This is a genomic window from Variovorax brevis, from assembly GCF_030317105.1.
GTDB lineage: Bacteria > Pseudomonadota > Gammaproteobacteria > Burkholderiales > Burkholderiaceae_C > Variovorax > Variovorax brevis.
Genome location: NZ_JASZYG010000037.1, coordinates 16,451 through 27,792, shown reverse-complemented (window position 1 = coordinate 27,792; position 11,342 = coordinate 16,451). Strand labels below are relative to the sequence as shown.

The following is an 11,342-nucleotide window of genomic DNA, read 5'->3' as shown; positions in this document are numbered from 1 at the left end:
CCAGCGGGTAATGCATCCGCATGATCACCTTGTGCAGAGCGTCGATCATCGCAGGGGCTTTGTTTTTCATCTCGCCGCAGCTTACCGTGCGTCGTTACCGCGACAGAACCCTTGGGGGTGCTGTGGTGGTTCAACCATGCCGAATCGACGCTGACGCACGCGACGTTGGTGGATTCGCGCCGTGGGCCGATGGTGTCGGCGATAGCGGCGGCCTTCGGCTGGTTGCCAATATCGCGGTCCACCTCGGCATCGCGAGTTGCCTTGCGACTGCATGAATCGTTTGCCGTGTGCCGCTGAACGAGATCTGCTTGTCGAGCGGAAGGACCTCCTTGAGCAGCGCCGTGGCCTGCCGGTAGGGCAGATGGGCGGCCCATTCCACCTGAAGGTATTCCAGTTCCGGTGTCACCCGCTTGGGCAGCGCCTTGCAAAGCGGACTCTCATGGAACTGCGTGCTGTCCCCGGCGCAGCACGGCAGGGACACGACCACAATCTCGGGCTCCTGACGGCCACGTTTCCATACACGGTCCGCAACACAATGCTGCGACTGTCCTTGTGGCTGAGCGCCGTGCCGCACCGGCGGCAGTTCATCTCTCCCGACATCCACGCGTGGGCTGGAGCCTTAGAGAGCACATGCAAGCGAGCGTTGTGACAGATGCGTTGCGCATGGCCTGGTTTCGGCGCCGTCCCGCGCCGGGACTGATCGTTCATTCGGATCGGGGCAGCCTGTACTGCAGCCATGAGTTCCAGAAGGTGCTCAAGGACTACGGGATGAAGTCCTCCATGAGCCGCAAGGGCGATTGCTGGGACAATGCACCCACCGAAAGTCTGTGGTCGCGCCTGAAGGTCGGCAGGCTATACGGCTGGCGCTATGCAACGCGGCGCCAGGCGACGGACGAAGTGGTCGATTGGCTGACTTTTTACAATCACAAAAGATTGCACTCGACGCTGGCTATGCCAGTCCCATGACGTTTGAGCAACGCTGGATCGCGGCCCAGCAGCAAGACAGGAAGTCCGCATAAACGGCAGCCTATGGAGTGCGGCCAACAGGGGCAAGGTCAGAAGACCTGATCAGTCTTGCCTTAAACCGAGATTGTTCATTTGCGGATACGCTCTTAGGCCCAACGCCTTCGCATATCGCCGAGGAGGACCGAAACACCCGCACCCCCCACTCCTTCAGGCCCCTGGTAAAAACCCACCGCCTTGAACCCGAGCAGCATGGTGGCGATGCCGGGCGGGCCCAGGGCGCTCAAACCCGTTCCAATCGTCGGAATCAACCACTGCAGCGTTCGGCTCGATCCGACGAATACCGCGACGGCACCGCGTATGAATGCGTCTCCGGCGACCAGCGCAACGGGCCCCGGAAGCTCGGCTTCGAAAAGGTACTTGTTCAAAGTAGCCGGGAGGAAATACAAGGCGGTCCCGGTGCCGGGGGCTTCCTCCGGCGAGTAGCCGACACTGCCGCCGATGCCCAAGGAGGTCCCTATGCTGACTCCCACCGCTTCGTAGGTGTAGGAATATATCTTTTCCTCGCTGCCCCACTTCAGGTCAAGATGTCCCACAGCACCTGCCGCGAACTTGACCGAAGCACTTGCGGTACCCACCGATTGAATCGTCCATTTGGTTGGACGGTAGAAGGCTTCCTTAATTGATTTGGAGAGGTTCATGGACACTCTCCTCATCTTGCCGCATGTTCAGGATCGACCTTCGCTACGTCGGTGTCAATCGCCTTCATCGAGAATCCCGTGTGGCGGGCGCCTACGTTGATTGGTCCAATTTCTGTCCAATTCGATTCCATGGCGAACTCCTTAAAGTTCCGAAGCAACCGTTGCTGCGGTATGGCAACGATAGGAGCGGCGCGGGGCGAGGGCGTCAGAAGGAAGTCTTGCCGCCACTCCTCCGGAAGTCAGAGACACGTCGAGGGATGAAACGGGACTCGGTTGGCTTTTTCATTGAGGCCTGTCTTACGGTAATGGTCTACGACCCCGTGATGTTGATTTGCAGTGAGTGGACCATGGTCACAACAACGGCATCTCCTACTTCCGGCGGATATCTGTTGGGACGTTCGTTGGAGGCGCGTTCGTCCTAAGACACTTAGTCTCATGTGAAACCTGCAAACACCTCGATCGGATCATGGAGTGAAAAGCATGGATGCAATACTTGGAAACCGGATGGCGAATGGCGCGCGAGAGACGATGTCGCCGCATACATTCGGTCGGGTCTCAATCGATGCGATCGCCAATCAACCATGGGCGCGCCGTTCGTGGGCGGCGGAATCTGAGCGTTCAAACGAAGCACTCTTCGGTTTTCCAGGCGTGAAATCCGCGCTGACTCCAACTCACGCCCACTCTTGCGCATTGGCGAAGACGCCGGCGCGCAAGCCGTTAGCCCCCGGAAGCGACGTCCGGCATCGGTTGGTGGCGATTCTCGCCGCGGACGCGGTTGGATATTCGCGTATGATGGCTGTGGACGACGTGGCCACGTTGAGTGCTTTGGATGCGGCGCGACGCATCTTCCACACTCATGTTGATTCACGCAACGGTCGAGTTGCGGACGCAGCGGGTGATTCGGTGCTCGCCGTATTCGACACGGCGCTTGGCGCGGTAAGCGCTGCCTTGGCGATCCAAGCTCTTCTCGAGCCCCAGTTCGAAGGCCAGGTCGACCAGAATCGGCTTCTGTTTCGCATCGGCATCCACCTGGGCGACGTGCTCGAAAAGCCAGACGGAACGGTGTACGGTGACGGCGTCAACATCGCTGCGCGTCTGCAGGCGCTCGCCGAGCCAGGAGGCGTGATGGTCTCGCACGCCGTGCAAGGCACCCTTGCGTCTGCTGTGGGTGCCGCTTTCGAGGACCTCGGCGAGCACGTTGTGAAAAACATCGTTCAACCGGTGCATGCATTCCGGCTCCTGCGTGTCGGCAGCCCACCGGAAGCGCCTTGCTGCCGGCTCCACCAGAAGGAGGATTTCCTTGGGCCTGAGAAAGGGCTAGAGTGGAATCAACCCTGTGAGGTAGCCATGCGCATCTTGATGGTGGACGACCACACGATGTTTTTGCAGGGGCTCAAGAACCTGCTCGGCGTGCTGGCGCCTGAGTTGCACTTGGACACATGCAGCGAACTGTCGACTGCGGTCCAGCTTAGCGGCCTGCATAGGTTTGATCTCGTGTTGCTGGATTGGCACCTCGCCGAGTGCGATGGCGAGGAATCGATGCGGCGATTGCGTGATGCTGGGTGCGCGGCGCGAATCGTGGTGCTCTCCGGGGAAACCAGTGCTGCGTTGATCCAAAGCACGGTCGAACTGGGCGCCGCAGGCTTTATTCCGAAGACCTACAGCTCTGAGATGATGATCTCGGCGCTCGACCAGGTGATCGCGGGTCGCATCTTTCTCCCAGCCGAAGCGCAGCCGGCAGCCGGCGCCGCCGGCGCGCTGGGGCTAGGCGTCGAATTGGAATCGGACCCGCGGTTCTCGGGTCTGACGGCGCGCCAGACCGATGTCTACCGCTGTGCTCCGCAAAATCTCGTCTGCTGACGCGGGATACTGACCTTGAACCGTTGATTAGGAAATGTGAACGGCTCGGCGGCCAGCCGAACTCTGCTACAGGGACGCTGTGGTCGGCACCACCGAGTACTCGTGGTGCAATCCACCCAACACGGGCTTTGCGCGCAGGCGCGCGCCCGGCACCCATCGATGCCGAGCTTCGGCTTTCGGTCGCCGCACCGAGCCACGAGGAGGGCCCGGCACGCCCGGGCCCAACGCGCTGTGAGGGCGTCCACCGTTGTAGTGCGAGACCCACTCGTGAAGGATCGATCTCAAGTGCGGCTCCGATAGCGGGATCACCCAGTCCAGGCACTCGCGGCGAATCGTTCCGATGACCCGCTCACAGATGGAGTTCGCCTTCGGACTTGCGAACGGGGAGCGCAAGACTGCGAGGCCCAACGCCCGGATCGAATCGTCCAGGTGCTTCGCAAAGATGCTGTCCCGATCATGGATCAGATACCGGTGCTCGTCAGTGTCCGCGACTACCTGTCTCATCTGCTGCAGCGTCCAGGCCGCGCTCGGATGCGCGGTGACGTTCACGTGCATCAGTCGGCGGCTGCCGTGCTCGATGACGACGAACACATAGAGCAGTCGAAACGTCGCGGTGACGGTCACGAAGAAGTCGCACGCCAGAATCGCCTTCGCGTGGTTCTCCAAGAATGTTGACCAGCGTTGATCACCGCGAGGCTGACCTGGAGGTCGCTTCGGCAGGTACTTGCGGACGGTCCGCGGCGAGACCCGCACGCCCAGCTTGAGCAGCAATTCGTTGGCAATGCGCTCTTCGCCCCACAGTGGGTTCTCCTTTCCCATCCGCCGAATCAGCAGGCGTAGTTCGCGAGGGATCGGCGGCCGACCCGGCCGCGACTTCATGCGCCACAAGAGCCTCCATCCAGCGCGATGCCAGCGCACGATCGTGGCCGGTTTCACGACCACCACCGCGTTGCGCCAGTGGAACAGACGCGTCAGCACGGCCAGACTGACTCGGGTCGCGGCATCTACGCGACGAGGCTGGACGCCCCGCTCGACGAACATGGCCAGTTGGCGACGCAGCACAAGATTCTCGGCCCGGACAGACTCATCCGAGCGCGCCAGCAGCACCAGCCATTGCAAGGCGTCTTCAATCAAGCGGAGCACGATCTGCACGAGCATCACCATGGCCTCATCGTGCCACGGTGTTCGGTCCGAGCCAACCATCTACCGCTGCGACGACGGACAGAATTTTTGCGGACCACAGGGCTCACCAGCGAGATCTCTGGCGGAGGCCTGGACCCAGACGACATGACTCAAGAAGTTGCCGATGCCGAGATAAGGCGACGACCACGGATCGGCAGCTGCGGCCGTTCGGCCTCGACCTGTTAGCGTTTCAGGAGAGCGGTAGCCATGGCGATGTGAATGAGTCCACCCGCAATGGCTATGTTCTTGAGAAAGTTGTTGAGCTGGCTTGAGAAATCAACTGAAGCCACATTCCAGAATGTGTGAGCGGCCATTCCTGTACCGACGGTGAACACGGCCAACGAGGTAGCCACCAGGGGCACACGCCACCCGACAATCAGCAGGATGCCGCCCAACACCTCCAGGGCAACAACCAAGGGTAGGATCAATTCCGGCATGACAATCCCGAGCTTGTTGAAGTAGGCGATGGTCGGGCCCCAAGCGAGAATCTTTCTCACCCCTGCCACTAGAAAAAGTGAAGCGATGAGAGCACGCGAAATGGGCATCCCTCGGGCGGCCACATCGCTCCTGTCGCGAGCTTTGGGGTGAATGGTGGTTGTTCGTTGCACGTCGATGCCTCTGGTAGGTTTCAGTCGAATTCCGTCTCGTCGTGGCGCGGGTCAGCAACCTCAGGCAGCTATTTTCCGGGACTCGAGCCTTCCGGAAAGCATCGCACCCGCGTTGGGTACAAAAGGCTCGAGTTGAAGGTGCTCCAGCATCTGATGAACCGTGCAGACGGCAGTGGAAACAGTAGGAATACCGATCTGGTCCTCGATCCGCTGAATCGCCGGCAGCGACGGCATCTGTACGCAAGCGGACGCGACAACCACATCCGCGCCTTCGGTGTTCAGTCGTTTGACGTCTTCGAGAAGCTTCAGCGGATCGCGCTGTCCGACCTCCAGGTTGTCGGGTATCTCGAAGCAGATCGAGTCGACCACCGCGATGCCTTCACTCTCGATGTACTTGACGACGAGATCCGTCAAAGGCCGCATGTAAGGCGCCATCAAGGAGATGCGCTTGGCACCCATGGTGTGCAGCCCATGAATCAGGGCTCCGGCAGATGTCATCACCTGGGCCATGCAGGCGTTGGCCCGGGCGATCTCCGCCAATTCGCGTTCGGCCTGGCGGTGGTAACCCAGACCTGTGGCCATGATCGCGACAAGACAAGCGGTACTCATGACGTCCACGCGAGCATCGGACAGTTCTGCGGCGCAACGCAAACTCTCCTTGTTCATCGCTTCGAGCTCTTCCTTCGTCACCTTGTGCATGCGCATACGACTCGAGTGGAACGTGAAGCGCTCGGGACGAACTCCCTCGCGGGCACGGAACATGGCCGGGATCTCGGTTTCCATCGTGATGTTGGAACTGGGCACGATCTGCCCGATCCGGAAGGCGCGGTGGTTCATGATGTTTGTCCTTAGTCCAAAGAAATGCTGGCGCGCTTGACGATCTCGGCAAAACGGCGGGTATCGTCAGCGGCGACGCGCACTATTTCGGCTGGCGACGAGATCCAAGGCTCGAACCCGAAGCCCGCGAAGCGCGCGCGCACCTCAGGGTCGATCAAGACCCTTGCCACGCTGCCGCCGATTCGATCGACGACGGGCTTCGGCGTGCCTCGGGGCGCGTAGAGCGCGACCCAAGTGCGCAGTTCGAATCCGGCGGGGCCTCCCGCTTCGGTGACGGTTGGTACGCTTTCGTAGCCTGCGAGGCGCTTCTGCCCGGCGTAGGCTAGCAGCCTGAGCTTGCCGGCACGGTAGAGCGCATCCACGGTGGCTGCAGAGCCGAAGGCCCAGTCGACATCGCCGGTCGCGACGGCCGTGTAGAGCTGTGGCAGTTCCTTGAAAGGCACGTGCATCATCTGCAGCCCGGTCGCTGCTTCCAGTTGCGCCGTACCCACATGAGCTACGCTGCCGATGCCCCAGCTGCCATAGCTCAGTTGCTGCTTCTTCACCTTCGCGGCCGCCATCAGATCTGCGAGGCTTTTCCACGGTGAGTTGGCGCCAACGACGATGAAGAAGTGGGTGGAATACAGAGTCGCGACCGGTTCAAAGTCTTTGGCCGGATCGAAGGGCAGTTGCTTGTAGAGATGAGGCTGCAGGGTCATCGGCATCGCGTCAACCACCAGCAGGGTGTGACCGTCGGATGCGGCGCGCTTGATCTCACCGAGCGCCAGCCAGCTGTTGGCGCCGGGCTTGTTGTCGACCAGGACTTGCTGGCCCCATTCGCGACCAAGCTTGTCGCCGACGCTGCGCATCACTGCATCCGGGCCGCTGCCGGCCGAGTACGGCATCACGGCGCGGACCGGCTTGACCGGATAGCCCTGTGCGGGCGCTGGGGTTGCGAAGGCCGCTGCCAGGCAGAGCAAGCCCGCACCCAGTGCGCGGGTGCAGAAAGCGGTGTTCATGGAGTGTCTCCTTCACTGTCGTGGGCGCGCAGCGCTTCGTAGGCTGCGATGAATTGAGGGTCTCGCCGCTTGAGGTCTTCGTGGCAGACCTGGCCTGTGCGTCGCATGTAGTCGTAGGCGAAGCTGACCGGGTCGAGATGAAGCTTCGTGGCCACGTTCTCGTACCAGTCGAGGCTTCTGGCGGCCGCACCCTGGAAGCTCGCGGAGGCTGGACGACGAGCTACTTCGAACGCCTCAAAGGCCGACGCCAGGTCGTGTGGGTGCGCTGCAAGGCCGCGCTGCAGCGCAATGGCATCCTGCATTGCCATGCGCGTGCCCGAGCCCAGCGAGAAATGCACCGTGCGCAGTGCATCCCCCAGCAGGACGATGTTGCGATGCGTCCAGTGCTCGTTGCTGACGATATTGGCCTCGAACCAGAGGGAACGGTTGCTCAGAAGGTCGTTGCCGCCGAGCTCGTGCCGGAAGACCTCGGCGCAATGGCGCCGGCTCTGCTCCTCCCCGGCGCGGTCAAGCCCGGCGCGCTGCCAGGTCCCGGGGTCGACCTCGACCAGGAAGGTGCTCAGCTCGCGGCTGTACTGGTAGCTGTGTGCGATGAACACGCCGTGCGGTGTCTCGCGGAATATCAGCGACACCGGATGGAAGCGTTGGCGCGTGCCATACCAGGCGAACTTGTTGCGTCGCTTCTCGAAGCTGGGTTGGAAATGCTCGGCGAACTGTCTGCGCACTGCGCTGTTGCCGCCGTCGGCGGCGACCAGCAGATCCACTTCGTCAGCCAGCGCACGCACGTCGTCGATCCGGCGGCCGTGCTCGATCTCCACACCCGCACGCTCGCAGGCATTCTGCAAAGTCTTCAGCATGTCGATGCGTGCCGTGCGCGAGAAATGGTTGCCGTGCACCTGCACATGGGTGTCGCGATGGATCACCTCCATGTAGTCGCACCTCTCGTGGTGGGCAGTGAACTCAGCGAAAAACGCGGGGTCGGCCTCGTGCAGGAAGGCCAGACCCACATCCGAGAACACCACGCCCCAGCCATAGGTGGCACCTTCGGGGTTCTGCTCGAAGATTCGGATCTGATGTGTCGGATCGTGCTTCTTCGCCAGCAGGGAGAAGTACATGCCGGCGGGACCGGCGCCGATGACTGCGATCTTCACGGCAGCTTCTCCTCGGAAGCGTTCGCGCAGGCATCGCGGTAGTGCTGGAGCTTCTGACGGAAGGCGGGCGGAATCTCTATCGAACGGCGCTCTTCGCGCGCCACGCACACCGGTGTCAGCGTGGCGATGAACACCACCTCGCCTTGCGGTATTCGGCCTGTGACATCGAGCACATAGGTGCGCTCGCGGATGTCGGTCACCGTCACCGTCATGTCGAACTCGTCGTCCGGCCTCAGGGAGCGCTGAAAGTCGAAGGCAAGCGCGCGGCTCGGGGTGCCAAAGCCTTGTTCGCGCTTGGCGCGCTGCGGGGTTGTCTCGAAGAGCGCGCCATAGAAGAGTTCGGCGGCCGAGATCACGTACTCCGAGAATGTCACCGTATAGACCACGCCCGCCGGATCGCACTCGCCCCACTTCACACGGCGTCGCACGACGAAGGGAAGGCGACCCACCACCTGCTCTGTGATCGTCATTGCCGCGCCCCTGCCAGCTCGGCGGCGAGTTGCTCGCCGATGCGCTGTTTGAGCGCGGGCTTGTCGACCTTGCCGACCCTGGTGAGTGGGTAGCTCTCGACGACTTCGACACGCTCCGGACACTTGTATTTGGCCAAGCCCAGACCAACGAGGAAGGCGCCGAGCGCCTCAACGTCCGGCGCCGCCATGCCGGGTCGAGGAATGATGTAGACACAGGCCTTCTCGCCGTAGAAGGCATCCGGCATGGCGACCAGCTTGGCGTCGGCCACGGCGGGATGATGACTGACGAACGCTTCGACTTCCTCGCAGCCGATCTTCTCGCCGCCGCGATTAATGTTGTCGCGCAGCCGGCCCTCGAAACTGTAGTGCGTCATGCCCTCGATCACATGGGCGCGCATCATGTCGCCAGTGCGATAGAAGCCGTCAGAGGTGAAGGCCTTGGCGTTCGCCTCTGGACTGGCAAAGTAGCCGGTGAGACTGGAGGGGCCGCGAAAACACATCTCGCCCATCTCTCCAGGAGGACTGGGCTCCTCGGTGTCTGGTTCCAGCAGCCGGATCTCGTCCTGGGGGCAGCCCGAAGCGCCTTGCGTGTGATGCCGCGCAAAGGCCGACGCATCCGGGGGCGAGCCAAGCAGCAGCCCTTCGGTCAGGCCATAGAGGTTGGAGCACGGCACGCCAAGGTGCATTTCAAGCCCGTCGGCTCGGCTCATCGTACCGAAGATCTTCAGCGATGACAGGTCGTGCCGAGCTATGTCTGAATAGACCACGAGCTGCGGTGCAATCGGGCCGATGGAGAGTGCGTGCGTGATGCGATGCTGTTCGATCAGCTCGAGCATGCGGCGGATATCCACCCGCGGCATCAGCACGACGCTCGCGCCGAAGGCCGCCGCCGGGATCAGGGCATAAAGCTGACCAGCGTTGTGCAGCAGCGAAAGGGACCAGATCACCCGGCTGTCGGCCGAGATCCGGAAGCGGCGCATCCAGGCTGCGGACTGGCCAAGATATTCAGCGTGGAAGCGGGGGATGATTTTCGGCAGGCCTGTGGTGCCGCCGGAGAGCTGGAAACTCAGAACGTCTCCGCTGCCCAGTGGCACGTGCGCCAAGCGCTTGCGGGCCTCGTCCAGCGGCATGCTTTCGATCAGCGCCTGCATGCTCGATGCCCCGGGTGCTGCGCCGCGCACTACCACCAAGTGTTTCAGTGGCGCGTGCTTTTCGACCATGCGGGACGCAAAGTCGACGAGGTCGAAGCTGCTGAAATCGGCCTGCACGAAATAGCCGCGCGCACGCGACTGCTTCGCCAGTTCGGCGATTTCGACTTCGCGGTGCTGCGGCAGCGAGCACACAGGTACGATCCCGGCCTTGTAGCAGGCCAGCAGGACGAGAGTGGTCTCGACGGTGGTGCCAAGCTGGAAGATGGCGCGATCGCCGGTGACAAGCCCCAGCTTCAGGAGCGCCGCGCCCAGACGCTCGGTGGTGTCGTCGAGCTCGCGAAAGCTGAGAGTTCGCTCATCGCTGATGAAAGCGAGGCGCTCGGGATGGCGTCGCGCTGTCGTGCGCAGCGCGTCACCGACCGTCGAGTCGACCCAGGATCCGTCGGCGACGTATTGCGCAGCGCGCTGGGGTGGCGGGTAGCTCACCCCCTCGATGGGGCTGTGTACATCGGTCATTCTCGTGTCCTCTCCATGCACACACAGGCCAGTAGCGGCGCAATCACGACCCGGTCGCGGTCGAGCACCTCGATACGCCCACGCACGCCGCCCGTGAAGAGGCCATACCAAACCGCGGGCTTCATTCCCAGTACTTCACGCTGGAACTCGAGCGGACCGCTTGCCTCGATGCAGTCGTAGCCTTCGATCGAGTCGACGCGGCAATCGTTGCGTGCTGCCGCATCGTTGACGATCGTCGCGAACTCGTCCACCTTGGGCACGTAGATGCGCACACCGCTGCCGTTTCGACCTGTGCGCTCATCCAGCAGTGCGGCCTTGCGCGACCAGATCTCGTCGATCGCCGTGACGCGCCTGCCAGTGGTGGCGGCCGCACCCTCGGCCTCGATGGCCGCCTGCAAGGTCAATGCCGCATCTGTCGCATCAATGCCATTGAGGGCCCGCAGCTTTCGGGTGAACTCCACGAAATAGCCATTTGGATCTCGCACGTAGATCGACTCGATCACCTCGTGGCGCGTCTCCACCGACACGTTCAGGCCCTGGGCCTCGAGGCGACGCTTCCACGCCTGCAGCTCGTCGGCGGTGTCGACGAGCCAGGCAGTGTGCGTGGCGTCGAACACATGGTCCTCGGGTACCGGCTTCATTGCCGAGCGACCGTCCAGCTCTGCCGGCTCCTTGCTGCCTAGGTAGTAGAAGAAGGCGATCGTGCTGCCGTTTCCGCTGTCGAAGAAGAAGTGCAGGAAATCGGGATGCGTTGCAGGGCCCCAGCCGCGCGCTGAGATCACATGGACCAACGGCAGGCCGAGCTTGTCGCGATAGAACTCCAGGGTCTCGCGCAGCTTCCAGGTGGGACGGGCGGTGTGGTCGACACCGCGCAGTGTCAGCTTGGGAAGGGTCGAGTCGGGCAT

General features: G+C 62.3%; 11 protein-coding genes and 1 pseudogene. 2 read left to right on the top strand and 10 right to left on the bottom strand.

What is annotated here, in order from left to right:
* Positions 1 to 242 (bottom strand): hypothetical protein (locus tag QTI66_RS37745; protein WP_286565501.1); only part of this gene is annotated, 242 nt, incomplete at its 3' end.
* A 364-nt stretch (positions 243 to 606) separates the two neighbouring features.
* Here QTI66_RS37745 and QTI66_RS37740 point away from each other — a divergent pair.
* Positions 607 to 1,019, top strand: a pseudogene (locus tag QTI66_RS37740) (DDE-type integrase/transposase/recombinase); the annotation flags it as partial.
* A 93-nt stretch (positions 1,020 to 1,112) separates the two neighbouring features.
* On the opposite strand, the gene QTI66_RS37735 reads toward QTI66_RS37740, so the two are convergent.
* The gene (locus QTI66_RS37735) at positions 1,113 to 1,664 is read right to left on the bottom strand and encodes a hypothetical protein (protein WP_286565500.1); all 552 of its coding nucleotides are present in this window, start codon (positions 1,662 to 1,664) and stop codon (positions 1,113 to 1,115) included.
* Positions 1,665 to 2,144: 480 nt separating this feature from the next.
* Here QTI66_RS37735 and QTI66_RS37730 point away from each other — a divergent pair, with 480 nt between their 5' ends.
* Positions 2,145 to 3,524 (top strand): response regulator, encoded by a 1,380-nt coding sequence (locus tag QTI66_RS37730; protein WP_286565499.1) that lies wholly within the window; start codon positions 2,145 to 2,147, stop codon positions 3,522 to 3,524.
* A 66-nt stretch (positions 3,525 to 3,590) separates the two neighbouring features.
* Here QTI66_RS37730 and QTI66_RS37725 read toward each other — a convergent pair whose 3' ends face one another.
* The 8 genes from QTI66_RS37725 to QTI66_RS37690 all read right to left on the bottom strand — a co-directional run bounded on the left by QTI66_RS37725 (position 3,591) and on the right by QTI66_RS37690 (position 11,342).
* Positions 3,591 to 4,688 carry an integrase core domain-containing protein gene (locus QTI66_RS37725; protein ID WP_286565498.1) on the bottom strand — a complete coding sequence of 366 codons (1,098 nt, stop codon included), beginning with the start codon at positions 4,686 to 4,688 and terminating at the stop codon, positions 3,591 to 3,593.
* Positions 4,689 to 4,888: 200 nt separating this feature from the next.
* A complete protein-coding gene (locus tag QTI66_RS37720) occupies positions 4,889 to 5,314 on the bottom strand; it encodes a DoxX family protein (RefSeq protein WP_286565497.1) in 426 nt (141 codons plus the stop codon).
* Positions 5,315 to 5,374: 60 nt separating this feature from the next.
* A complete protein-coding gene (locus QTI66_RS37715; RefSeq protein WP_286565496.1) occupies positions 5,375 to 6,151 on the bottom strand; it encodes a maleate cis-trans isomerase family protein in 777 nt (258 codons plus the stop codon).
* Positions 6,152 to 6,162: 11 nt separating this feature from the next.
* Complete coding sequence (locus tag QTI66_RS37710) at positions 6,163 to 7,149, bottom strand: Bug family tripartite tricarboxylate transporter substrate binding protein (protein WP_286565495.1); 987 nt, start codon at positions 7,147 to 7,149, stop codon at positions 6,163 to 6,165.
* Positions 7,146 to 8,300 (bottom strand): FAD-dependent monooxygenase, encoded by a 1,155-nt coding sequence (locus QTI66_RS37705; RefSeq protein WP_286565494.1) that lies wholly within the window; start codon positions 8,298 to 8,300, stop codon positions 7,146 to 7,148. Before QTI66_RS37705 ends, QTI66_RS37710 begins: the two co-directional genes overlap by 4 nt.
* Positions 8,297 to 8,770, bottom strand: coding sequence for an acyl-CoA thioesterase (locus tag QTI66_RS37700; protein ID WP_286565493.1), 474 nt, complete (start codon positions 8,768 to 8,770; stop codon positions 8,297 to 8,299). The genes QTI66_RS37705 and QTI66_RS37700 overlap by 4 nt, the downstream gene beginning before the upstream one ends.
* Positions 8,767 to 10,437, bottom strand: coding sequence for an AMP-binding protein (locus QTI66_RS37695; protein ID WP_286565492.1), 1,671 nt, complete (start codon positions 10,435 to 10,437; stop codon positions 8,767 to 8,769). The genes QTI66_RS37700 and QTI66_RS37695 overlap by 4 nt, the downstream gene beginning before the upstream one ends.
* Positions 10,434 to 11,342, bottom strand: a complete 909-nt coding sequence (locus tag QTI66_RS37690) for a VOC family protein (RefSeq protein ID WP_286565491.1) — start codon at positions 11,340 to 11,342, stop codon at positions 10,434 to 10,436. The genes QTI66_RS37695 and QTI66_RS37690 overlap by 4 nt, the downstream gene beginning before the upstream one ends.